The sequence below is a fragment of the Mesorhizobium sp. M1423 genome, assembly GCF_040317575.1.
GTDB lineage: Bacteria > Pseudomonadota > Alphaproteobacteria > Rhizobiales > Rhizobiaceae > Mesorhizobium.
In genome coordinates this window covers 35474-56086 of the sequence record NZ_JAMYKU010000003.1, presented here as the reverse complement: position 1 = coordinate 56086, position 20613 = coordinate 35474, and the positions used below count along the sequence as shown (strand labels likewise).

26 protein-coding genes are annotated in these 20613 nt (G+C 63.4%); 9 read left to right on the top strand and 17 right to left on the bottom strand.

The features are described 5' to 3' along the window. Positions 1 to 85: 85 nt before the first annotated feature. The gene (locus NKG95_RS05075; protein ID WP_023722940.1) at positions 86 to 781 is read right to left on the bottom strand and encodes an XRE family transcriptional regulator; all 696 of its coding nucleotides are present in this window, start codon (positions 779 to 781) and stop codon (positions 86 to 88) included. Between the two features lie 208 nt (positions 782 to 989). Between NKG95_RS05075 and NKG95_RS05070 the strand changes: the two genes are divergently transcribed. The 3 genes from NKG95_RS05070 to NKG95_RS05060 all read left to right on the top strand — a co-directional run bounded on the left by NKG95_RS05070 (position 990) and on the right by NKG95_RS05060 (position 2600). Beyond that, a complete protein-coding gene (locus NKG95_RS05070; protein WP_353022467.1) occupies positions 990 to 1232 on the top strand; it encodes a hypothetical protein in 243 nt (80 codons plus the stop codon). A gap of 67 nt (positions 1233 to 1299) precedes the next feature. Then, positions 1300 to 1932, top strand: a complete 633-nt coding sequence (locus tag NKG95_RS05065) for a GcrA cell cycle regulator (protein WP_353022469.1) — start codon at positions 1300 to 1302, stop codon at positions 1930 to 1932. Positions 1933 to 1994: 62 nt separating this feature from the next. Next, on the top strand, positions 1995 to 2600 hold the full coding sequence (locus NKG95_RS05060) for a DUF6456 domain-containing protein (RefSeq protein WP_353022471.1): 606 nt from the start codon (positions 1995 to 1997) through the stop codon (positions 2598 to 2600). A gap of 44 nt (positions 2601 to 2644) precedes the next feature. On the opposite strand, the gene NKG95_RS05055 is transcribed toward NKG95_RS05060, so the two are convergent. After that, on the bottom strand, positions 2645 to 2947 hold the full coding sequence (locus NKG95_RS05055; RefSeq protein WP_352457316.1) for a hypothetical protein: 303 nt from the start codon (positions 2945 to 2947) through the stop codon (positions 2645 to 2647). A gap of 224 nt (positions 2948 to 3171) precedes the next feature. Then, positions 3172 to 3489, bottom strand: a complete 318-nt coding sequence (locus NKG95_RS05050) for a hypothetical protein (RefSeq protein WP_353022473.1) — start codon at positions 3487 to 3489, stop codon at positions 3172 to 3174. 218 nt (positions 3490 to 3707) lie between these two features. Between NKG95_RS05050 and NKG95_RS05045 the strand changes: the two genes are divergently transcribed. Then, positions 3708 to 3986, top strand: a complete 279-nt coding sequence (locus tag NKG95_RS05045; protein ID WP_352457314.1) for a hypothetical protein — start codon at positions 3708 to 3710, stop codon at positions 3984 to 3986. A 252-nt stretch (positions 3987 to 4238) separates the two neighbouring features. On the opposite strand, the gene NKG95_RS05040 is transcribed toward NKG95_RS05045, so the two are convergent. Both NKG95_RS05040 and NKG95_RS05035 read right to left on the bottom strand, forming a co-directional pair. Next, positions 4239 to 6206 (bottom strand): acyltransferase family protein, encoded by a 1968-nt coding sequence (locus NKG95_RS05040; protein WP_352481648.1) that lies wholly within the window; start codon positions 6204 to 6206, stop codon positions 4239 to 4241. Positions 6207 to 6404: 198 nt separating this feature from the next. Then, positions 6405 to 6626 carry an alkylphosphonate utilization protein gene (locus tag NKG95_RS05035; RefSeq protein WP_352640940.1) on the bottom strand — a complete coding sequence of 74 codons (222 nt, stop codon included), beginning with the start codon at positions 6624 to 6626 and terminating at the stop codon, positions 6405 to 6407. A 166-nt stretch (positions 6627 to 6792) separates the two neighbouring features. On the opposite strand from NKG95_RS05035, the gene NKG95_RS05030 reads away from it, so the two are divergent. After that, the gene (locus tag NKG95_RS05030; RefSeq protein ID WP_353009453.1) at positions 6793 to 7146 is read left to right on the top strand and encodes a cupin domain-containing protein; all 354 of its coding nucleotides are present in this window, start codon (positions 6793 to 6795) and stop codon (positions 7144 to 7146) included. A 105-nt stretch (positions 7147 to 7251) separates the two neighbouring features. On the opposite strand, the gene NKG95_RS05025 is transcribed toward NKG95_RS05030, so the two are convergent. Further along, the gene (locus tag NKG95_RS05025; protein WP_352481646.1) at positions 7252 to 7545 is read right to left on the bottom strand and encodes a hypothetical protein; all 294 of its coding nucleotides are present in this window, start codon (positions 7543 to 7545) and stop codon (positions 7252 to 7254) included. A 287-nt stretch (positions 7546 to 7832) separates the two neighbouring features. Here NKG95_RS05025 and NKG95_RS05020 point away from each other — a divergent pair, with 287 nt between their 5' ends. Next, on the top strand, positions 7833 to 9830 hold the full coding sequence (locus NKG95_RS05020) for an AI-2E family transporter (protein WP_353040104.1): 1998 nt from the start codon (positions 7833 to 7835) through the stop codon (positions 9828 to 9830). A gap of 132 nt (positions 9831 to 9962) precedes the next feature. Here NKG95_RS05020 and NKG95_RS05015 read toward each other — a convergent pair whose 3' ends face one another. From NKG95_RS05015 to NKG95_RS04975, 9 genes are all read right to left on the bottom strand, one after another. After that, positions 9963 to 10898, bottom strand: coding sequence for a phosphatidate cytidylyltransferase (locus NKG95_RS05015; RefSeq protein WP_353040233.1), 936 nt, complete (start codon positions 10896 to 10898; stop codon positions 9963 to 9965). 22 nt (positions 10899 to 10920) lie between these two features. After that, entirely contained in the window at positions 10921 to 11583 is a 663-nt protein-coding gene (locus NKG95_RS05010; protein ID WP_254819667.1) for a lysophospholipid acyltransferase family protein, read from the bottom strand. 8 nt (positions 11584 to 11591) lie between these two features. Next, a complete protein-coding gene (locus NKG95_RS05005; protein WP_353040103.1) occupies positions 11592 to 12020 on the bottom strand; it encodes a hypothetical protein in 429 nt (142 codons plus the stop codon). Continuing rightward, positions 12017 to 13360 (bottom strand): phosphatase PAP2/dual specificity phosphatase family protein, encoded by a 1344-nt coding sequence (locus NKG95_RS05000; RefSeq protein ID WP_353040102.1) that lies wholly within the window; start codon positions 13358 to 13360, stop codon positions 12017 to 12019. Before NKG95_RS05000 ends, NKG95_RS05005 begins: the two co-directional genes overlap by 4 nt. A 2-nt stretch (positions 13361 to 13362) precedes the next feature. Further along, on the bottom strand, positions 13363 to 15150 hold the full coding sequence (locus tag NKG95_RS04995) for a bifunctional alpha/beta hydrolase/class I SAM-dependent methyltransferase (RefSeq protein ID WP_353040101.1): 1788 nt from the start codon (positions 15148 to 15150) through the stop codon (positions 13363 to 13365). 26 nt (positions 15151 to 15176) lie between these two features. Then, a complete protein-coding gene (locus NKG95_RS04990; protein ID WP_023718096.1) occupies positions 15177 to 15779 on the bottom strand; it encodes a CDP-alcohol phosphatidyltransferase family protein in 603 nt (200 codons plus the stop codon). A 109-nt stretch (positions 15780 to 15888) separates the two neighbouring features. Continuing rightward, a complete protein-coding gene (locus tag NKG95_RS04985; protein ID WP_036244507.1) occupies positions 15889 to 16569 on the bottom strand; it encodes a hypothetical protein in 681 nt (226 codons plus the stop codon). A gap of 70 nt (positions 16570 to 16639) precedes the next feature. Beyond that, the gene (locus NKG95_RS04980) at positions 16640 to 17161 is read right to left on the bottom strand and encodes an Hsp20/alpha crystallin family protein (protein WP_353040100.1); all 522 of its coding nucleotides are present in this window, start codon (positions 17159 to 17161) and stop codon (positions 16640 to 16642) included. A gap of 29 nt (positions 17162 to 17190) precedes the next feature. Further along, positions 17191 to 17667 carry an Hsp20 family protein gene (locus NKG95_RS04975; protein WP_023718098.1) on the bottom strand — a complete coding sequence of 159 codons (477 nt, stop codon included), beginning with the start codon at positions 17665 to 17667 and terminating at the stop codon, positions 17191 to 17193. 341 nt (positions 17668 to 18008) lie between these two features. Here NKG95_RS04975 and NKG95_RS04970 point away from each other — a divergent pair, with 341 nt between their 5' ends. After that, positions 18009 to 18221: a hypothetical protein gene (locus tag NKG95_RS04970; RefSeq protein ID WP_292664633.1), complete on the top strand. Its 213-nt coding sequence runs from the start codon at positions 18009 to 18011 to the stop codon at positions 18219 to 18221. Between the two features lie 137 nt (positions 18222 to 18358). Continuing rightward, positions 18359 to 18628: a DUF982 domain-containing protein gene (locus NKG95_RS04965; RefSeq protein ID WP_352816545.1), complete on the top strand. Its 270-nt coding sequence runs from the start codon at positions 18359 to 18361 to the stop codon at positions 18626 to 18628. 191 nt (positions 18629 to 18819) lie between these two features. Here the strand turns inward: NKG95_RS04965 and NKG95_RS04960 are convergent, their stop codons facing one another. Both NKG95_RS04960 and NKG95_RS04955 read right to left on the bottom strand, forming a co-directional pair. Beyond that, on the bottom strand, positions 18820 to 19338 hold the full coding sequence (locus NKG95_RS04960) for a hypothetical protein (protein WP_352592758.1): 519 nt from the start codon (positions 19336 to 19338) through the stop codon (positions 18820 to 18822). 355 nt (positions 19339 to 19693) lie between these two features. Continuing rightward, a complete protein-coding gene (locus tag NKG95_RS04955) occupies positions 19694 to 19963 on the bottom strand; it encodes an usg protein (RefSeq protein ID WP_023718102.1) in 270 nt (89 codons plus the stop codon). A gap of 288 nt (positions 19964 to 20251) precedes the next feature. Here NKG95_RS04955 and NKG95_RS04950 point away from each other — a divergent pair, with 288 nt between their 5' ends. Continuing rightward, positions 20252 to 20566, top strand: a complete 315-nt coding sequence (locus NKG95_RS04950; RefSeq protein WP_023718103.1) for a co-chaperone GroES — start codon at positions 20252 to 20254, stop codon at positions 20564 to 20566. Positions 20567 to 20613: the final 47 nt, after the last annotated feature.

The following is a 20613-nucleotide window of genomic DNA, read 5'->3' as shown; positions in this document are numbered from 1 at the left end:
CGCCGCGTTCCTTCCAGCACCCCTCATCCGGCTCGGCGCTGTGCGCCGATCCACCTTCTCCCACAAGGGGACAAGGCAACAAGCCTCAATACCCCAGCAGTTCCTTGAGCGGGATGACGCGGAAGACGTTCTTGATCGCGTAGCGGTTGAAGGTCAGCGTCTTCGGCGGATTGTATTGCTCGACGATCAGCTCGGCGGCGGTGCGCTTGACCAGCTTCTTGATGAAGGCCTTGCCGTTTTGCTCGTTCTCCTCGGGCAGCGTCTCGATCACCACATGGTCGCCGGGCACGGCCTCGCGGCCGCCGCAATAGATCATCTCGCCGGGCTCGTAGCGCGGCACCATCGAATCGCTCAGCACGTGCAGCGCAAACACGTTGCGCAGATGCCGGATCCCCGGCGGCCGCTGGACATAGCCGGCCGGCTGGCCGTTGAAGGTGAAGTCGCCATCGTCGCCGCCGACGGCGGTGCCGAGAAGCTGGATGTCCATCGGCCCGGCGGGCAGGGGGCCGGGATCGGTGACGATCTCGGCATCGGCAACCGGCCCGGCATCTTCGAGGAAGACGACCTCGCCCTTGCCGAGCGCCACCGGGTCGACGCGCAGGAACGCGGCGGTCTTCAAAAGGTTCTCGGTCTTGGGCAGGTTGCGCCCGGTTTCCCAATTGCCGACGGCAGCGACGTCGGTGTCGTTGTGCTCGGCAATGTGGCGCATCACCAGGCCGCGCTGCTTGCGCGCCCGGCGGATCGCCGCCCCGACCTTGATCGACAGTGCAGTTTTCACCATGGCTCCATCTGAGGCACAAGATTCGGTTTCGTCTATGCAAGAATCACTTGCATTACGGATTGAGTTATGCTCTTATACGGCCATGCACAAGTCGCTCCGCCAGCTTTCGGTCCTCGAATCCGCCCTTCAGCGCCAAGGAGGCGGCCGCGGCAGTCATGTGCCAACCTTTTCGCCTTCGTCCTGGCTGTCCTCCTCCCCGGCCGGGACGATGCCCGAGGCTCGCGCCTCGGATCCGGCAGCGCAAGCGGCCGGAACGGCCGGAGCCGTTCCCCTCACGGCTCCGGCCACGAATTGCCTGCCGGCGGGCAATGCGGATGCCGCAGTTTCCTGCATCCGCACCGAAGACGGCACGGTCATCGCCTTCGACAAGCGGGCGGGCAAGGCAGTCTCCGGCGCAACAAGGCAGGCGGCCGGGATGAAGCTCGATCGCAGCAGGCCACGCGAGGGCTGACCGGCTTTCGAGCCTGAGGCCGGCGAAGCCGGCGCCACACAACCACCTTTGCAGGGAATAAAACGTCATGGCCGCCCGCTATTCCCCCTCCGAATTGGAACAAATCGAGAACTGGCTGATGAGTGGGCTGTCGGCCGCGAAGATCGCCGCCCGGCTGAGTGCGCAGCGCGGCCGCCCGGCCTCGCGCGCGGCGATCATCGGCATCGTCCACCGCACCGCCCGTCTGCACGCCATCGGCCTTGCCAGATCCAAGGGCTGGTGTAGCGGACGGTCGGGCGGCCGGCATGGAAAATCGGCGCCAGAGCCGTCGAACCCCGCCGGCCAGGCAGGGGCAGTACCGGCCGAGCACCACTGCCGCCCGGCAAGGCTGTCGGCCAGGCTGGCGCCGCCGGCCTGGCAGCCGGGTCCGGTTCGGATCACGGGGTCCGATGGCGAGCCGCTCGAAATGCCGGCGCCGCGCCCGATCGCCGCCGGCGGCCGCCAGCCACACTTCGTCGCCATGCGCTTCATCGATTGCCTGTTCGACCGCTGCCGCGCGCCGCTCGACACGACGCTGCAGGAGGATGCGGGAAACGACGCCCCCGGCAGCCGCCCCGGTTTGGACATGCTGTGCTGCGGGCTGCGCACAAGGCCTTCGAAAAGCTACTGCGCCTATCATGCGGCGCGCTTCCTGCGCACGCTGCCGGCCAAAGCGATTTGAGCCCCGCTGGATGACGGAAATTCGCCAGAGCCCGACGACAGAAAACCAGGAGGACAGAGCCGATGAGCAACAAAACCGTCCAAAAGACCAAAGCCAGGCTGCCGCGATTGCCGAAGGGCGAGGCCGAGCAGGTGCGCATCCGCAAGGAGATCGGCCATGATTTCGCGCTGCAGGACGACCGGTTCGGCCGCAAGCGGCTGGCCAAGGGGACGCAGGAGGCGGCGCGCCTCTATGAGGTCTCCAATGACGGCCACACCGCGACCGGCGGCATCGTGCGGGTGCGCAATGTCGACCCGCTGACCGGCCTCACCTCGTTGTCGCGCCAGCAGCGCGATGCAGGCATGCGCTACCGCCAGGATTTCCGCAACTCGTCGGAGGCAAGCGCCAAGCCGATGGCCTGGGCCGAGCGCGTCGACGGCGGCCGCACCGGCAGCGGTGTCGCCGACCACATCCTGTCCGCCGGCCGCGACCATGCCGAGGCCACCAGGGCGCTTGCCCATTGGGAGATCGCCGGTATCGTGCAAAAGGTCTGCTGTGCCGACGCAACGGTGAAGAGCCTGGCCGAACAGGCCGGCGAGCCGCGCGACGTGGTGGTGAAACTACTCAAGATCGGGCTCGACATTTTGGCCGTGCACTACGGCATGATGCTGATGCGCAAGCCGCGGTGAGGAGCTCCACCGATCCGGCCGGCACTGCCGGCCGGATCGATCCGTCAACGACGGCAGACACGGATTCTTTCGATAACCCGGTGGTGATGACGCCAGTGCTTGACGACTTCCGTGTGGCAGCGCCGGTGATACCGGTAGCGTGGCCTGTAGTCCTCGTCATAGACGTCATAGCGGTAACGGGGGACGTACTCATCGTCGTAATCGGAATACCGATGGTGGCGATAATAATAATCGTCGTCATAGCCGTTGCCGATGCCGATCGTGACACTGCCGCCGGCATTCGCCGGGCCGATCACGGAAGCCGCCGAGGCGATGGCGATCACCGAGGCAAGCAGGAGCTTCTTCATAGCTACCTCCTTCTTTAACGTCCCTCTAATAGAAAAACCCGTGAGGGGCAGCCTCGTTCCATAGATTGGCAAGATGTCACGAATGAACGAGCCCGAAGTTTAGCGCCTGCTGGCGCGAAAATGCAGCTGGCTGCGCCAGGGTGGGATCGCCGGCGCAGAGTGACCGCTCCTCTCGTCAAGCAGCGACAATCGGGCGCCAGTCCCGCCGCGTTGCCGACGTTTGCCTACAGAACATGGCCCAATTCCAGCAAAACGAAAGCCGTCGCGCCCAGCACAGCGAGGGCGTAGGCCGCATAAAGAACAAGCAGCATCACCTCAAAGTCCCGGACGAAACTTGCGGCAATCCTGGTCTCCTGAGGTTCCGCTTTCGCGATGCTGTCGGTTTCCAGCTGCTCCGTTGCCACGACGACGCAGACGATCCTGTCGTTTTCGGCCGCCTGTAATATCCGTTCGGTCAAATCGACGGCAATCACTGGATCATCGGCCAACTGATCTCGCGGTAGCCAGCTTTCAGTGACAGTCTGGATTTCACGCTTTTTCACGCATGCATAATTGCGCCAACTAAATTAGGTTCCACTAAAATACATGGAATGCATCGACCCAATCGCGATGTGATGAGGCGTGGCCCTCCTGGGCGGTGAACTCCCGCCTGAGGCCCGCATTTGCCGACCGTCAAGGCGAATCTCGATCCGCATCCTCCGATCAAAGGGCGCCGGCTTCTTCATAGGCTGCTACGGTGCGCCATTGCTGGTAGGTCGCAATGCCAAAGCAGCCAAACTCTCATATCGCGAACGCAGCGCCGACGTCTTCAGTGCCGACCGGTTATGACGAAGATCGCATGCTTACTTATATCCGGCTGCTCGACGCGTCGGCTGAAGGGACCGATTGGCGCGAGGTCGCCCGCATCGTTCTGCACATTGATCCGGAGCAGGAGCCAGACAGGGCTTTCCGGGCGTGGGCGACACATCTGGCGCGTGCACGATGGATGACCAGGAAGCGGAACGAGTTGCGCCAATTGCATGATGAGTGGTGGGGATGAGCACTATCTAAGCGGAACTGCCGTCCCGGTCTGGCCGTTGAGGGAGGAGGCCAACATGGAAAAGCGACCAATGACTTCTTGGCGAGCCAATACTTTCGAGCTGTGCTGCCTTCTTGCAGTTCCGCTGTCGCTTATCCTTACCGTTTTCCTCGCGGGTCTCATCCTTAGCTGACCCAGGGATGGTTGCCGTGTCGGTCAACGTGGCACCAAAGCCCGCCTGAAGGATTTCGGCGGGAAAGGCTGCCGGCGCCGTTACTTCACAGCCGCTGCCATCACATCCGAAAACAGCGCCCGCTCCACCGCCGGTTCTAGCGTCTCCGCAAAAGGTGTCGCCAGGTGGTGGCGGTCGCGGAAGGCGAGTTTGCCGTCGATGAAGACGTGGCAGGTGGTCTGGTCGCAGAAGCGGTCGGTCATGTCGATATAGCTGGCGTTGGGTGTCGAGCGCACGATGTCGCGCTCGATCGTGGCGATGTCGTCATTTGCCGCCATGATCCTCGGCGTATCGCATGTCGCGGGCGTCTGTCCCCGCCACAGCGCCCGCGCCACGCATTTGTCGGCGTAGCTTGCGTTATAGGGCACGTCCCTGATGACCGCGACCTTGATGCCGGCCTGGCTGAACGCTTGAAGCGTCCAGGTCAGGCCCGTCCGCCACTGCTCTTGCCAATCGGCGTGCTTCAACTCCTCGGGCGATTCCTTGATCACATTGCCGATCGAGAATTCCGAGATCACCACCAGTTGCGGGTGGAGCGCGATGATGTCCTTGACCGACTGCTCGCGCCATTGGTCGCACTCGGTGTAGTCGCGCTTCAGCCGCCAATTCCAGGTCGTCACCCGCGAAGCCCGGCAGGAGGATTTGAGAAAGGTGACGACGCGAAAGTTGTTCTTCTCGGCCGCCTTGATCAGCGGCGTCGACCAATGGTCGGCATGCGAGTCGCCGAACAGCACGACCGAGCGCTGGGCGTCCTTGCGGCCGAACATGCAGGGTTTCGGCTTGACGGTCTCGAAATCGAGCACGCAGCCGCCGTCGCTCGCGCGCACGGTGGAGAGCTGCGCGGCGCTGTCGGCGATGACGTGCTGTTCGGGGCTGAGATTGTGCTCGGCAAAGCGCGCATTGCCGTAGGCCGCGACCACGCCGGCGCCGGTTAGGGCGACGGCGGGCACCAGCGCCCGCGCTGCTCCGGCCATCAGCCAGCCGTTGCGGCGGATCGGGTTCTCGATGAAATGATAGGTGAACATCGACAGAACCAGCGTCAGCGCCGCGCAGGCAAGCCGGTCAAGCGTGGACAGGTTGGGAACCATCATCGCCGCATAGACGATGACCGGCCAATGCCAGAGGTAGAGCGAATAGGAAAGCCGGCCCAGCCATTGCAGGGGCGCCAGCGCCAGCACGGCGCTTGGCAGGTTGCGGCCGCTGCCGCTGAGCAGCAGCAGCACGGTGCCGGCGACAGGCGCCAGCGCATTCACCCCGGGAAAGGGCGAGTCTTCGTCCAGCATCAGATAGGCCCACGCGATCAGCGCCAGCCCGAGGCATGCCTGGAGGGTGGCCAGCAGCGGCCGGTCGCGCCAGATCCTTGCTGGCGCCATGGTGGCGAGGCCGCCGGCGGCGAATTCCCAGGCCCTGAGCGGCGAGAAGTAAAAGGCCCAAGGCTGCGACACTTCGGTCAGCCAGGCGCAGGCGGCGAAGGAGGCTAGGCCTGCGACGCCGATGACGATTATAGCGGTGCGCTTGCCTGGGCGCAGCCATGCGGCGGCAAGAAGCAGCGCCGGCCATGCCAGGTAGAACTGTTCCTCGACCGAGAGCGACCAGAAGTGGATGAAAGGGTTGTTGGTGGCGTCGGCGGCGAAATAGTCAAACGACCAGCGGATCAGCCAGAGGTTGATCATGTAGGCGGAGGCGAACATGGCGCCTTTCGAATAGAGCGCCTGTTCCTCTGGCGACAGGATGAAATAACCCGCGAACAGCGTGGCGAGGATGACGAACAGTGCCGCCGGCAACAGGCGCCGGGCGCGCCGGGCGTAGAAGCGCCAGAGATTCAGCCGCCCGGTTTCGGTGATTTCCGTAACCAGGTGTTTTGTAATCAGGTAGCCGGAGATGACGAAGAAGATGTCGACGCCGGCAAAGCCGCCGGGCAGACCGGAGAGACCAAAATGAAAGGCAATGACACCCGCCACCGCCAGCGCGCGCAGCCCTTCGATGTCAGGCCGAAATGATGCCGACACAATCACCTCATGCAAGGAATGCCCACCTCGCAGAGGCTCGACCCGATGCGCCGATATTGCAATGCAACAAATCTAACGCAGTGCAACATAGGGGGAGGGCGCGGCTCCTCCAGCTTCTGGCGTGGGCGATTCACTCACATGAGCGATTCAGTCATGAGAGCGATTGATATTGAAGCGAAACGAAGGGTGCCGAGGCACTCACGCCTTTTTCAAAAACTCGGTCTTCAGCACCAGGCCCTTTACCTGCCTGGTGCTGCATTCGATCTCGCCGGGATTGCCGGTGAGGCGAATGTTCTTCACCAGCGTGCCGCGCTTGATCGTCTCCGAGGTGCCTTTGACCTTGAGATCCTTGATCAGGGTCACGGAGTCGCCCTCGTGCAGCGCCGTGCCGTTGCTGTCTCTTACGATCGTGTCCGTCATGGCAGGTCTTTCGCGGGGCTCCGGTGCGGAGGTGGTTGGGCCAGTCCCCGGCCTATCCCACGGTTGGCGGGGAGGTCAAGCGGCCGGGTCAAGCCGCGTTGCCGGGGTCAGGTGCATCAGCTATTGACCGGCAGCCATCCCGGCACAATTCAAGACGGAGCCGACCATGACAGACAAGACCATCCTCAAATTCGGCGCCGTCGAGAACGCCGAGACCGGCGATCTCGCGGGGTGGGTCGTGGTCGAAGGCAAGCCGACCATGAAGACCGCCGTCCAGCACATTACCGAGGACGGCAAGGTCATGTCGGGAACCTGGCAGGCGAGCCCGGGCACCTATCACGCGACCTACAGCGACTATGAGTTCGTGCACATGATAGCCGGCCGTATCGTCATCACGCCGGATGGCGGCGCGCCTGTCGAAGTCGGCCCCGGCGATGCCTTCGTGGTGGAAGCCGATTTCAAGGGGACGTGGAAGATCATCGAGCCGGTGACCAAGCACTTTGTCGTCAGGATCGGCTGACGCCGAATAGTGCGATTGACGCTTGCGCCCGACTGAACCGAGGGTCCCAAAACGAAGATGGCGGGCATCTCTGCCCGCCACTGCGATTGTGCTGAACCGACGTGCCTAGTTGGCGCCGCCGAGTTGCTTGGTCATCTTGCAGAAATCGTCATGCTCCTTGGCAATGGCCTCGTCGCCGCATTCCTTCATCATCATCGCCTGGTCCTCTTTGGACATGGCCATCCATGCGGTCTTGAATTCGGCTGCCGGCTTCATGGTCTTCATGCCGGCATCGGTAAAGAACGGCGACATTTTCTGCGGATCGTCGAGCGCCGAAGTGCCAGTGGCACCGGCGGCAAGCGCTGCGCCGGTCATCATTGAAAGCGCCATCGCGCCCATGCAAAGCATCTTGATGTTCATGATCATTCCTCCTGAGCTGCTGCTTTGAGGTTGTCCATCAGCGATCTACGAAGGAACGGTGTTTTGACCCAAAAGTTCCGCGTTCTGGCGCAGACATGGAACAGGATTGCCCTTGACGCCATTTATGCAAAAAATTCTACCGTGACTGAATAGCCGCGCTGCCGATCTGAAGCCCGACAAAGCCAATGAAGGTCCAGGGCAATCGGTGTCCAGTTGGGGGAGACGCTGCGAAGTTGCACGCCGGCTCAATATGCCCGATCATGGCGACGGCGGGGCGGAGGTATAAAGTGGCGGCAAATCGTCGAAACGGCGCGCACCTAGCGGAGCCCCGGCGGGCGGGTATTGTTGCCGCTGCCAGGGCGCTTCCGCGCACATCGTTGCCCAGCGTAGCGTCGGTCGTGACGGCCGTCGCGGCGCTCTATTTCGGGCGCGAGGTCTTTCTGCCGATCGCAATCGCCCTGCTGCTTACCTTTGCGCTTGTACCGATGGTGTCGGCACTCAAGCGCGCCGGCATTCCGCGTCTTCCTGCCGTGATCGCGAGCGTGCTCGGCGCATTCACGGTGCTGGCGCTGTTCTCCTTCATCGTCGCCACGCAGGTTAGTGAACTGGCGCAGAACATCCCGCTTTACCAGGCGAATATCCTGACCAAGGTCCGGTCTCTCAAGGACACCGGCGTCGGCGGCGGTATCGTTTCCAGATTGAGCCGGGTGATCGAACGCGTCGGCCAGGAACTCGACAGACCGGAACCCGCGCAACCCGCCGCCGATCAGCCTCCGCGGGAGCCGATCCCGGTCGAAATCGTCGCGCGCGAACGACCGCTCGAGGTTCTCCAGAATCTGATCGGCCCGCTGCTGAGCCCGCTGGCATCGGCCGGGCTGATCGTCGTGGTCGTCATATTCATGCTGCTCGAGCGGGAAGACCTGCGCGATCGTTTCATACGTCTCGTCGGCTACGGCGATCTGCACCGAACCACCGAGGCGCTGCAGGATGCCGGCAAGCGGGTCGGCCGATATCTGCTCATGCAATTGGTCGTGAACATCGTCTATGCAGTACCGATTACGTTCGGGCTTTGGGTTCTGGGCATACCCAATCCATTGCTGTGGGGTTTGCTGGCGCTGGCGCTGCGCTTCGTTCCCTATATCGGCCCGGTCATCGCGACGCTGCTGCCTCTGTTCCTGGCGCTGGCCGTGGCGCCCGGCTGGTCGCTCGTGCTATGGACCGCCGGGCTTTTCGTGGTCGTGGAACTGATCACCGGCAACGTGATCGAACCCTGGCTCTACGGCTCGCGCACCGGGCTGTCGCCATTGGCCATCATCGTTGCGGCGATCTTCTGGACCTGGCTCTGGGGACCATTGGGCCTGGTTCTGTCGACGCCGCTGACGGTCTGCCTCGTCGTGCTCGGCCGCCATGTGCCGCAGTTCGAATTCCTCGACGTTCTGTTCGGCAACGAACCCGTGCTCGAACCGCACGCCCGGCTTTACCAGCGGCTGCTGGCCGGCGACCCCGAGGAAGCGACAGACCATGCCGAGGAGATGCTGGAGGAAAACTATCTGGTCGAGTTCTACGACAAGGTCGCGATTCCCGCACTTCTGCTCGGCGAGCAGGACCGTGTGCGTGGTGTGTTGAGCGATGAGCAAAGACAGCAGGTCGCCGGCAGTGCGCTGACGATGGTGGCGAACCTCGACGACAGCGCGCACGAGGAGGCGGAAGCGGACGATACGGCCGCGGCCGAGGACAACGGCTCACGCGAGGACAAGCAGGTTCAGGGCGAGGTTCAGGGCGGGGACGACACCGAACTACCGGATGGCACGGGCATGTCGGTGCTGTGCGCCGGAGGGCGCGGCGAACTCGACGACGCGGCTGCCGCCATGCTGGCACAGGTGCTCGAAGTCCAGGGCGCCACGGTGTTGAGAGCGAGCTTCGCCGATATGGAACCGGGGAGCATTCGCCGCCTTGAGCTCGACGCTATCGATACCGCCGTCGTCGGATTTTTGAACCGGAATTCCGTCAAGCACGGCCGGTTCCTGGTCCGTCGGCTGAAACGCGCCAAACCAAGGTTGCGGGTGGGTATCGTGTTGTGGTCGGAACCCGACAGTGACAACCAGGAGGCAGCCGCCAAATTGGCCAATGAGATCAACGCTGATTTCGTCGCACACGGAATGGTCGGTGCGGTGCTCGGTGCGTTGTCCAGCAATCCGCCGGTGGCGCTGAAGACCACCGCCAAACGCCGCATGCGCCGCCTGGCGCCGGCGCGCAAGAAAGAGCCGCTCGCCGCGGCAAAATAAGCGCGGCGAACGACGGCGGCAGGTGGGGTTATTACCGTTTTCGCGAAAACGGTAATAACGAAACGGATCAGGTTATCTTCGCAAAGTCGCGCTGAACCGTCCGGACGGTGCCGCGGCAAACGGCGCCAACCCTCATACTGTCCAGAAATAGCGCACCGTATGAAAGAACACCGGGGCGGCGAAGACCAGGCTATCGGCACGGTCCATCATGCCGCCATGGCCTTCGATCAGGTGGCCCCAGTCCTTGACGCCCTGATCGCGCTTGATGGCGGAGGCGACCAGCCCGCCGAGGAAGCCCATCAGGCAGGCGATGAAGGCGACGCCGGCTGCCTGCAGCGGCGAAAACGGCGTCAGAAACGACAGCAGCGCGCCGAGCAGGCTCGATGCCGCCAGCCCGCCGACCAGCCCCTCCCAGGTCTTCGACGGCGAGACCGTCGGCGCCAGGAGATGCCGGCCGAACAGCTTGCCGAAGATATATTGCAGCACGTCGCTGCCTTGCACGGTGATGATCAGGAAAGCGATCAGCAACAGGTTGCGGCCTTCGAAGCCAGGCACCTCGAGCGTCAGCAGCGCCGGCACGTGGCTGACGCAGTAGACCGAAATCATGACCGCCCATTGCTGCGCCGAGACGCGCTCGAGAAAGCGCTCGGTGTCGCCGTGCAGCGCGGTGATCGCCGGCATCAGCAGGAAGCAGTAGACCGGGATGAAGATGGTGAACAGGCCATACCAGGCGGTCCACACCAGCCAGTACTGGAACGGGATGACGATGCCGAACATGCCGAGCAGCACCCAGTGGTCGCTGCGGCGGCTGTGGGTCAGCGTCACGAATTCGCGCAACGCGGCGAACGAAATCAGCGCGAACAGGATGGTCATGCCGGGGCGGCCGAAGAAGAAGGCAACGGTGATCGCTACCACCATCACCCACCAGGCATTGATGCGCTGGGTGAGGTTGACCAGCGTCGGCGACAACGGCTTTGGCGCGCGCCATGACAAGGCGCCGGCGACGACGCTGGCGCTGATCAGCACCGCCAGCAGGCCGACAATCAGAATGAGGGTTTCGTGCATCATCGGCAGCATTTTGCCTTGGTCCTCAATCGTCTCGCTCCGGCCGGGGGTTTAGCGCCAGCAGCGTTTCGCGGGCGCGGTCGAGAAAGGCGCGGCGTTCCTCACCAGGTTGAATGGCGATCGGCGCGCCGAAGACGACGCGGCAGAGCAGCGGCACCGGCACGAATTGCCCCTTGGGCAGCACCCGCGACATGTTCTCGATCCAGCACGGGATGAGCTCGACATCGGGTCGCGCCATCGACAGATTGTAGAGGCCGGAGCGGAACGGCAGGAGCGGTTCGTCGGTCATGTTGCGCGTGCCTTCGGGAAACAGGATCAGCGAATGGCCCTGGTCGAGCACCGACAGCATGATCGAGATCGGGTGCTGCGTTTCATCCGTCCACTGCCGGTGGATCAGCACGGAAGACAGCATGTCCTCGGCTATGAAACGGCGCAGCCGCGTCTTGCCCCAATAATCGGCGGCCGCCACCGCATGGGTACGGGCGCGTTCCTTCTCGCTGAGGCAGGCCGACAGCAGGATGAAATCGCCGTGGCTGGCATGGTTGGCGAAGTAGATGCGCTGCCGGTCCGATGGCTGGCTGCCGTTCCAGATCGGCCGCACGCCGGTGACCGCCCAGGCCAGCGCCGACAGGCCGACCGAGGTCACCGTCTGCAGCAGGGTATAGGTGCTGACGCGAAGCTTTGTCATGGACGGGCTCAAAAGAATGCCGCGACGACCGAGGCCGCCGCGAACAGGCCGAACGCGATACGCTGCTTGGCGAGCAGGCGGCGCGTGCCGGCCATCCGCTGCTCGAGCGAGCGGCCGCCGGCAGCCGTGGACTTCAGCCGCATGCGCGCCAGCACGTCGTCGATCGCCGCGCCGCCGCCTGCCTCGCTGGCGTGGCTGGCCATCAACCGAAACAGCAGCGCGTCGAACAAAAGTAGGGCCGAGAGAATGATTGTGGCTATGGCACTTGCGGCGGCGATCAGCCAGGCTACCGCCGACAGCGACGATGTTTGCGGCACTGCCGCCAGGCCGACGACCGGCGCCGCCAGCAAGGCAGCGGCAACCAGCAGCAGCGGCCATGCCACCTGCACCATCAGCCCGGCGGCGAACGTCTCGGCCCTATCTCGAAAGGCGGTCATGCCGGTGCGTCCACGCCAAGATGCACCGGCCGGCCCGCGGCGGCGAGCTTGCCTCGCGCCTGAGCCGGCGTGTCGGCCCGGCCGCTGGCGACCAGCCATTCGGCGACGACGGCGGCGCTGCGCTGGAAGCCAAGCGCACAGCAGACCAGCACCGTGCCCTGGCCCCGCGCCGTCTCGATCGCCGCCACCGCTTGCGCACGCGCCTCGCGAGACGGCGGCAAAAGGTCGACCATGGGCAGGCTCACCCAGCGGATCGAGGCGCCACGCGGCCTTTCCAATTCGCCGGCAAGATCGACCACCGTGCCGAAGGCGTCGGCCTCGGCGGCGGTCGGAAAACGGCCGAGGCAAACACCGTCGGCGATGACGATCTGCGCTGGAAGCTTTCGCGTCCACGCCCACACATTGACCCTGGCAACAAGGCGGTAGGGCCAAAGCAGGAGACGGCTGGCCAGCGACACGCGGCCATCAGCTGTTTTCTGGAACACTTTGGCGCCGGCGCCGGCATAGGCGAAAGCGACGATGGCCAGCGCCAGTGCCGGCCACAACAGGATGAGCCACAGCGCCGAGACCAACGCGCCGGCAGCGGCACTGGCCAGCGCAAGGCTTGCGCCGAGCGCATAGAACAGCGCCAGCCGCCGCGCTTTCGGGTCAACGCTCAGGCGGAAGCCGTCGAATGGCAGCTCGCCGTCGCGCGGAAACAGCCACAGAGCGAAAAGGCCGAGCAGCGCGCCGGTCGGAATGTCGATGAAATGGTGCTGCCACGTCGTCAGCACCGAGGCGCCGATCAGGAAACACCAGACATGCCAGGCGGCGCCGGCGATGCCGGTCAACCTGTGACGCCAATGGTCCCAGATGATGACCAGTAGTGCGATGTGAAGCGACGGCGCCTGGTTGAAGGGCTTGTCGAAGCCGCCGAGCACGGAGAACATGAAACCGGGCAGGCCGCTTGTCTGCGGACGCACGAAGGTCGCCGTCAGCGGGAACAGGATAAAGCAGGCGACGGCGATGATCTGCGCCGTCAGATAGCGGCCGGCGAGGCGGTCGACGGCGTTCTTCGAATTGTTCAACAGCAGCGACAGGCCGTAGAATAGATTGATCGACCAGTAGGGCACGATCGTCCAGGCAAGGAACGGGATGCCATGCTCCCAGCCGAAGACGATGCTGCCGACATCGTCGCGCCGCGACGCCAGCCAGTTGGCGAAGCCGTAGGTGGAGTAGAAGAACGGCGCCAGAAATGCCAGCCACAGCGCGGCGCGCAGGACTATCCCGGGATACGGCTCGCGCGGCAAGGCCGGAAGGGCAGGGGCATCGCGAGGCAAGGCAGAGGCAGGCAAGTCCATACTCAGACGCGCCGGGCGATCGAAACGGTGAAGATGCCCCACTGGTCGATGCGCTGGTCGAGCTTCTCGAATCCGGCGCCCGCCACCAGCTGGTCCATCTCGGCCTGCGTGCGCCGGCGCATCACCCAGGCCTGGCCGCCGCGATGCGAGGTCAGGCTGCGCGCGATCATCTCGAGCTGCGGATGCCAGGGCTGGTTGGTGTAGACGAGCAGGCTTCCGGGCTGCATGGCGCCGGCCAGTCCACCGAGCGAGCGGGCGATCATGGCATTGTCGGAAAACAATTCGTAGAGCCCCGAGACGATGGCGAGATCCGGCGCCGGGTCGAGGCCGGCCAGCATCGTGGCGTCGAAGGCGTCACCTTGATGGAACGAGACGCTCGCCGGCAGCTTGCGCTCGGCGATCAGCTTGCGGCCGAGCGAGATGTTGAGCTCGGAGAAATCCTGCAGCCGCACGCTGGCCGGCGGCTCGGCGCATTTCTGCACAGCATCGAGCACGTAGCGGCCATGGCCGGCGGCGATATCGACGATATGGACCGGCCGGCCGGCGGCCTTCAGCGTCTCAGCGGCACTGCCGATCAGCTCTTCCAGATGCAGCTTGCGCTGGCGGATGCCGCGCCAGCCAATAGCATCGAGAAAGGTGCGGTCGATCATGCGGCCGCCGGGGCCGATGCCCCGCGCATCGTTCTCGTAGACATAGTCGAGCGTCGAGCCGGAATCGAAGCCGGTGGCAATCCCGGTCTTCATGCCGGACGACAGCCATGCGCCCATGCGGATCGAGGCGCGGCTCATTGCCCAGTAGAGACCTTTGGGTGACAGTAGCGGCAGCGGCGAGGCCAGCCGGTCGGCCTCGTCGCGTGTGTAACCGGCGCGGTCGGCCCCGGTCAGGTCGAGCGGCTTTTCCGGCGCCGCGAACTGCTTTTCGAGGAAAGGCCTGATCAGGTCGAGTGCCTTGTGGCGGTCGCGCTCGCCCAAAGTGTCGTGGAAGAAGCCGGGCAGCACATGCCGCTCCTTGGCCGGGCTCGCCAGATTGACGAAAAACTCGTGCTGCGGTCCATGCCGCACCACCCAGTCGCTGCCGGAGATCAGAAGCTGTGTCGGCACGGTAATGGCGCGGGCATCGGCGACGATGCGCGCTGCGTGGTCGTAGAGTTCGACCAGGATGTTGGAGGCGATCGGCCGGGTGATCAGTGGGTCGGCGTCGAAGGAGGCGATGCGCTCGGGATCATGCGTCAGGAATTTCGCCTTGACGTAGGAATTGACGAAGAAACGGCCCTTCAGCTTCTGCCACAACGCAATGCCTTGCTTGGCGAAGGGCACGTAGAGCTTGACCGAGAAGGCCGGCGAGGCCAGCACCAGGGCGCGAATGTCAGGCGCATAGTCGTGCACCCAGGCGGCGGCAAGCACGGCGCCGAAGGATTGCGCGATCAACGCTATATCGCGCCGGGCAAAGCCGTCACTGCCGATCTCGCGCACGAAGCAATCGATGTCGCGCACCAGCGCGGCAAACGACGGCGCATAGCCGCGCTCGCCGGCGGAGCGGCCATTGCCACGCGCGTCCCAGGCATAGAAGGCGTGGTCGGGCATCTGGAGCTCGTCGACCAGATGCGCCATGCGGCCGCCATGCTCGTGGCCGCGATGGAACAGCAGGATGGCACCCTTGCGATGTTCCGACAGCGCCGGCCAATAGCGATAAAAGATCTCGGTGCCGTCATGGCTCTTGAAGCTGCGCTCCTGCGCCACCCGCTCGACGTTGGCTGGAGCCACGGCGGCAACCGTCTGTTGGTGAAGCATGTTGTTCTCCCTGGCGAGACCGGAATTCAGCTGCCGTTCCCGTTAAGGCCGCCGCGTATCCGGTTGATGGCGGTCACCAGCGAGAGTGTAGCCATGGCCGGAAACACGAGCGGCGTGAGCGCCGGGACCCACAGGCCGGACGCGATAAGCACCGCGAGGATGCCAAGCGCCAGCGCCCGATCGCTTTTGCCGAAGGGGCCGGCATAGTTGCGCCCCGCTCCGGCCGCGATGCCGAGCACGCCGGCGAATTCCGCAATCACCGCCGCGATAGCGAATGCAACGACGCCCCAGGCAGGAAAAATGACGGCAAAGGCCAGGATCAAAGCGAGATCGGAGACAACATCGCAGAGCTCGTTGAGATACATGCCGAGCTTCGAGGCCTGGCCATGTTCCCTTGCCAGCATGCCGTCGATGGCATTCAGCGCCATTCGCGTAAACAGCACGAGCGGCATCAGCAGAAAGACCATGCGGTGGCCGGCAAGGGCTGCCACCACAAGGCCGGTGAAGAGCGAGAGGGCAGCGGCCAGCAGCGTGATCTGGTTGGCGGTGACGCCGGCCCTGGCCAGTCCGTCGGCAAGCGGCCGCAACCTGGCCTGAAAGGCCGGTTTCAGCGCATAAAGCGTCGGCATATGCGAACCCCCCGGCCGCGGTGCAAATAATGTTGGCGAGGATGGTCAATTGGCGCGCAAGACGCAAGGGCGTCGCCCTGCCACTTTTCGACATCCGGATGTGTCGGCGCTAGCTTTCGCTGTTGACATTGTCGCCCGGGAACAGTGCGGGCAAGCTTTGTTCGGCCGCCGCCCAGGCGCGACTGTGGTAACGCCGCAGGATGAGAATGCATGCGGCGAAGACCAGCAGCCCGCAAATCACGCCGAGCGTCATGCCCCCGCCAAACGCGGACTTTACAACGATGCCGGTGAAGACGCCGGCGATGGCGCCATTGATCGTGCCCACCATCCCCGCGGTGGTCATGAAATATTGCAGCGGTGAGGGCCTGAGGCCCTTGTCGACCAGCACCGCCGAGGGATCGTCATGGGTGGAATTGACAAGGTATCTTTGCAGGACGGGCGTCAGCTCGACGAAATAGTGGCGGATCCTGGCCATGCCGCGGGCATGCACCATGTCCTCGATGGCAACCTGCACCGCGCGCACGAAGGTGACCAGGCCGATGAAGAAAAGGCAAGGCAGCAAGATCAGGCTGAACAGCACGAACGGCCTGCCCATCTCCGTGACCTGCGCGACGAAGGACAAGGCAATGGTTGCGCTCGAGACCGAGGTCAGGAACAGATCGGCTCGCTGGTTCGCTTCCTGAATGGTCGCGGCGCGAGCATTTTGCAGCACGAAATGCTCGGTCGTCAGGCACTGCAGGGCTTGCTGCGCCTGGTCAGGCGGAACCGGAGCGTCGGGAGAACGGGTCATCGACAGTTGCCCCCTCTGCCCGCCGGAACCGGCAGGGCAGAAGGGAGGGTCGTCGTTCTGATGCGAGCCATCAGGACTTGCCGTTGCCGTCGTTGATGGCGATACGCTTGGCCTTGGCCTGGGCGCGCTCCGTCTTCGGCAGCGTCACGCTGAGCACTCCTTTCCGGAACGCGGCGTTCACATTGCCTTCGTCGACTTCGTAGCCGAGCGGGATACGCCGCTCGAAACGGCCATAGAAGCGTTCGGAGAACTGCCTGTCCTTGTCCTCGGTCTCTTCACGCTTCTCGCCGCGCAGCGTCAGTACGCCGTCATCGAGCAGCAGCTCGATGTCCTTCTCGTCCATGCCGGGGATCTCGGCGGTGACGCGGATCTCCTTTTCGCCATCGGAGATTTCGACACTGGGCCAGCTGGCGCGGGCAGCGGAGAAGCCACCGAGCGACGGCAGCCGCGTGTCGAAGCCGCGGAACGCCTCGTCGAACAAGCGGTTCATCTCGCGATGCAGCGTCAGGAAGGGATCGCGATCGCCGTCGCGGAACAGGCTGGGGGCCTGATTGTTCTCCCGGCCCCAGGGAATGAGATCACGAATAGCCATTGCATAGTCTCCTTTCTCGACTGGTGCATTCAGGCAGCCTGCTTGTTTGCTTCGTCTTGCGCGACCTTCGGCCCGGTCTTCGGCGAGGCGACATCGGTCGCGATGGCGATGCGCCGAGGCTTCATCTCCTCGGGCACCTCACGTACCAGATCGATGCTGAGCAGGCCGTTGTCGAGCGTGGCGCCCGCGACCTTGACGTGATCAGCAAGCTCGAAACGGCGGGTAAAGGGCCGTGCGGCGAGGCCATGATGCAGATACTCCGCGTTATCCGGCTCCTTGTGCTGGCCGGAGACAATCAGGAGGTTGGGTTCATGGGTGATTTCGAGGTCGTCCTCGGAAAAGCCAGCGACGGCGATGGTGACGCGGTAGTTGTTCTCGCCGCTGCGCGCGATGTCATAGGGCGGCCACGCGTCGAAAGCCTGCGGGGCATTTTCCAGCAGGTTGAAGACGCGGTCGAAGCCGATGCTCGACCGATAGAGCGGGGAAAAGTCGAATGCGGTTCTCATAGCTACATCCTCCATCGAGCAACATAGATACGAAGAGCGCCAAAGAGCTGGCGCTCCCTGGTTTCGCCGGCCCCATTTCGGCGACCGGTGCCATCGATCTGGTTATTGTCCGCCGCAGGTCAAGACCCGGCGGCTTTCGCGTTGCCGGTTTTTCGGTCGGTTCGGCGAGGCTGCCAATCTCCCTATTTGCGGCGAGATGTCCGGCAGGAGATTGCCTGTTTGCCAGCTGGCTTCAATCGCCAACGCCGAGTTCCCCGGCGGGTTATTGTCTGCCGCAGGTCAAGACCCAGATTCCTCTGTTGCCGGGGCTCCGTTCCCGGCACTCGCAGATGGAGCTGACCATGACACGCGACGAGATCATTTCTGTGCTGGGCCCGGTCGACGACGCCGTTATCGCCGACATTGCGGCGACAGACGGGACGGTCCAAGAATTGCGTGAGGCCCTGGCCTGGATCGCCGCCGACGAGGCGCTGGTGAACGAGGGCCGACCGCTGCCGACGGCAAGAGTAGCGATGCTGATCGAACTGCTGCAAGGGCCGGACGAGGAGGAATAACCGGCCATTTCCGCGATGCTCTTGAACCGCGCAGAGAGACGAACCATGTCCTTCAGCGGCGCCGGCCGGCCGCCGGTGCCCGCCAGCATGACGTTGCTGCTCAAACAAGAAGACGATCACAAAACACGGAGGAAGTGATGGACGACGTCGGCTTTGCCGAGCCGATCACGTTGAAATTCCAATCCAGCGAGCGCAAGGTCGCCAGCAGTTGGGAAGCCATCGAATGCATGCGCCAGCAGTGGCCGGACCGTGCACGCGGCCGGAGTTGGCGCGCTGCCTATCGGACCTGCCGGGACGCGCTCGACGGTTGGCACACAGCGCGTGATGCGCGCAAGGCCTTCGTCAGGGCGGCGCGCAAAGCCGGGTTGCTCGCATCGGCCCGCAAGCCTGTCGACCACGCCGGCTAGTCCGGACCCCTCCGATATTGTGAGATCCAAAACAAGTGGGGAGAGGCAGCTGCCTTTCCCCCACTCCGGAGACTTTGTCCGCTGTCTAGTGGTACCCACCTGACTTGTACCCACTGACATAAGAGTCCGGCTCGGGATTTCCCTTGGCTACACGCGAAGGAGCGGGATTTTGCTTGGGCCAACTCAGTTAGTCACCGTCGTGAAAAGTTCGAGTACCAATTCCATTCCCACGTTCTGCCTGCATCAGCGGAGAACGCACGGCTGTAAATCGGGGTTTGCGGGTTGCGCTTATCCCAGTGGAATTTCACGATAACGTCCTTGCCGGCCACAACCTCACGGCCGAAGAATTCGCCTTCGTCGCCATTGAACGAGCCCACCTTTCCGTCGTCGAGTTTGCCCGCGTTGCTGTCGGCCCAGTAGATCGTCCAGAGACGCGTCTTTGGATCGAACAATCGCACGGTGAGGCCCTCGAACGGCTTTCCTCCCAACTCCGTACGAAAAATGTCGAAGTTGCCCAAACCCACCAGGATTTGGCGGAACTCTTGGGTCGCGTCGAATTCCTCCCACTCGTCGCTGCCGGCCAGCGGTTCCTTCAACGTACGGTTCCTGATGTTCCAGTTGCCCACCAAATAGTCGAAGTCATTTTTGGACGACGTCTGGCTCGCCGTTATCGCAAGTTTCCCGTCCGATGAAAGAGAGAACGCACTCATCTACTTTCCTTTGGATCGACGTCGTGCCAGCACTGCCATCGCCGCGGACATGACGAATGTATGGGCGTTTCTGCGATGACTTCGGCGCGCTTCGCATGTCCAATCGCGGCAACAAGTGGATGGGACCCAACCGCGCGTCGTGAGGCACGCCCGCCGTCGCCTCCATGTTGCAACGCGTAAGCCGAAGACCCGTTCCGGACACGATCCGCTTCGGTTAGCTCCGCCACTCCGTCGCGAAGTCGCGTTGCTCCGCGCTCCACACAGGATTTGCTAACCGCCTTGAACCCCTGAACCGACCGCCCAACCGGATACCAAGTGTCAGATTCTGACCACTAGCGGCTGATCGGCTTGCTCTTCAGTGGACGGTGATGATGCCGTTTACGGCCCGCCATTCGGAGGGCTGGATCAGGTGATGATGGGCGACGCGCACCGAATGCAACGGGCCTTCGATCTCGCGCTCCCAGAAATCAAGGAAATGCTTCAGCGTCGGGAAATCAGGGGCGATATCGTATTCCTGCCAGATATAGAGCTGCAACAGACTTCGATGATCGGGTAGGCGGTAATGGATCTCCGCCGTGGTGAGGCCAAACCCTTGCATCTGGAGCTGAAAGTCCCTGCTGGTCATGCAATCTTCCTTCCGTTGAAATCTCCGTCCGCGAAAACGCCTCTTGTTCCACATAGGTTCCAGTCGCGTCGGGAGAGCGACGAATGTGCAAGCAATTACAGTACATTGGCACTCTCATTGGTCGAGTGCTAAAATTTTTGCGTGACCCTCTTGAAAGCAGAAAAAAGCGCGACTAGTTCGTATGCACGCGATGCCTGATGAAGGGGTCGCGCACCCCGTGCCGGGCCGATATTGCCGGTCCGGTCAGGAGGATCTTCGAAAATCTGTTTGTCCCGAGAGGAGAACGACATGACGTTCCGTCCATTGCACGACCGTATCCTGGTCCGCCGTATCGAGGTCGACGAGAAGACCGCCGGCGGCATCATCATCCCCGACACTGCCAAGGAGAAGCCGCAGGAGGGCGAGGTCATTGCCGCCGGCCCCGGTGCGCGCGACGACAGCGGCCAATTGCAGCCGCTCGATGTCAAGGTCGGCGACCGCATCCTGTTTGGCAAATGGTCCGGCACCGAGATCAAGCTCAATGGCGAGGATCTGCTCATCATGAAAGAGAGCGACGTGCTGGGCGTTATCGAGGGCGCCGGCGAGATGAAGAGGGCTGCCTGAGGGGGGGCTGAACAAGCATTCCAGTCAACGAAAAGCTGCCTATTCGA

Bases quoted from the DNA above. Each gene is read 5' to 3' on its own strand.
- NKG95_RS05060 (WP_353022471.1), top strand. From the start codon at position 1,995: ATGAGCAACAAAACCGTCCAAAAGACCAAAGCCAGGCTGCCGCGATTG.
- NKG95_RS05065 (WP_353022469.1), top strand. From the start codon at position 1,300: ATGGCCGCCCGCTATTCCCCCTCCGAATTGGAACAAATCGAGAACTGG.
- NKG95_RS05070 (WP_353022467.1), top strand. From the start codon at position 990: ATGCCCGAGGCTCGCGCCTCGGATCCGGCAGCGCAAGCGGCCGGAACG.
- NKG95_RS04965 (WP_352816545.1), top strand. From the start codon at position 18,359: ATGGACGACGTCGGCTTTGCCGAGCCGATCACGTTGAAATTCCAATCC.
- NKG95_RS04955 (WP_023718102.1), bottom strand. From the start codon at position 19,963: ATGACCAGCAGGGACTTTCAGCTCCAGATGCAAGGGTTTGGCCTCACC.
- NKG95_RS05005 (WP_353040103.1), bottom strand. From the start codon at position 12,020: ATGACCGCCTTTCGAGATAGGGCCGAGACGTTCGCCGCCGGGCTGATG.
- NKG95_RS04985 (WP_036244507.1), bottom strand. From the start codon at position 16,569: ATGACCCGTTCTCCCGACGCTCCGGTTCCGCCTGACCAGGCGCAGCAA.
- NKG95_RS04960 (WP_352592758.1), bottom strand. From the start codon at position 19,338: ATGAGTGCGTTCTCTCTTTCATCGGACGGGAAACTTGCGATAACGGCG.
- NKG95_RS05035 (WP_352640940.1), bottom strand. From the start codon at position 6,626: ATGACGGACACGATCGTAAGAGACAGCAACGGCACGGCGCTGCACGAG.
- NKG95_RS04990 (WP_023718096.1), bottom strand. From the start codon at position 15,779: ATGCCGACGCTTTATGCGCTGAAACCGGCCTTTCAGGCCAGGTTGCGG.
- NKG95_RS05010 (WP_254819667.1), bottom strand. From the start codon at position 11,583: ATGACAAAGCTTCGCGTCAGCACCTATACCCTGCTGCAGACGGTGACC.
- NKG95_RS05000 (WP_353040102.1), bottom strand. From the start codon at position 13,360: ATGGACTTGCCTGCCTCTGCCTTGCCTCGCGATGCCCCTGCCCTTCCG.
- NKG95_RS05045 (WP_352457314.1), top strand. From the start codon at position 3,708: ATGCCAAAGCAGCCAAACTCTCATATCGCGAACGCAGCGCCGACGTCT.
- NKG95_RS05025 (WP_352481646.1), bottom strand. From the start codon at position 7,545: ATGAACATCAAGATGCTTTGCATGGGCGCGATGGCGCTTTCAATGATG.
- NKG95_RS04975 (WP_023718098.1), bottom strand. From the start codon at position 17,667: ATGAGAACCGCATTCGACTTTTCCCCGCTCTATCGGTCGAGCATCGGC.
- NKG95_RS04980 (WP_353040100.1), bottom strand. From the start codon at position 17,161: ATGGCTATTCGTGATCTCATTCCCTGGGGCCGGGAGAACAATCAGGCC.
- NKG95_RS05030 (WP_353009453.1), top strand. From the start codon at position 6,793: ATGACAGACAAGACCATCCTCAAATTCGGCGCCGTCGAGAACGCCGAG.
- NKG95_RS05075 (WP_023722940.1), bottom strand. From the start codon at position 781: ATGGTGAAAACTGCACTGTCGATCAAGGTCGGGGCGGCGATCCGCCGG.
- NKG95_RS05055 (WP_352457316.1), bottom strand. From the start codon at position 2,947: ATGAAGAAGCTCCTGCTTGCCTCGGTGATCGCCATCGCCTCGGCGGCT.
- NKG95_RS04995 (WP_353040101.1), bottom strand. From the start codon at position 15,150: ATGCTTCACCAACAGACGGTTGCCGCCGTGGCTCCAGCCAACGTCGAG.
- NKG95_RS04950 (WP_023718103.1), top strand. From the start codon at position 20,252: ATGACGTTCCGTCCATTGCACGACCGTATCCTGGTCCGCCGTATCGAG.
- NKG95_RS04970 (WP_292664633.1), top strand. From the start codon at position 18,009: ATGACACGCGACGAGATCATTTCTGTGCTGGGCCCGGTCGACGACGCC.
- NKG95_RS05015 (WP_353040233.1), bottom strand. From the start codon at position 10,898: ATGATGCACGAAACCCTCATTCTGATTGTCGGCCTGCTGGCGGTGCTG.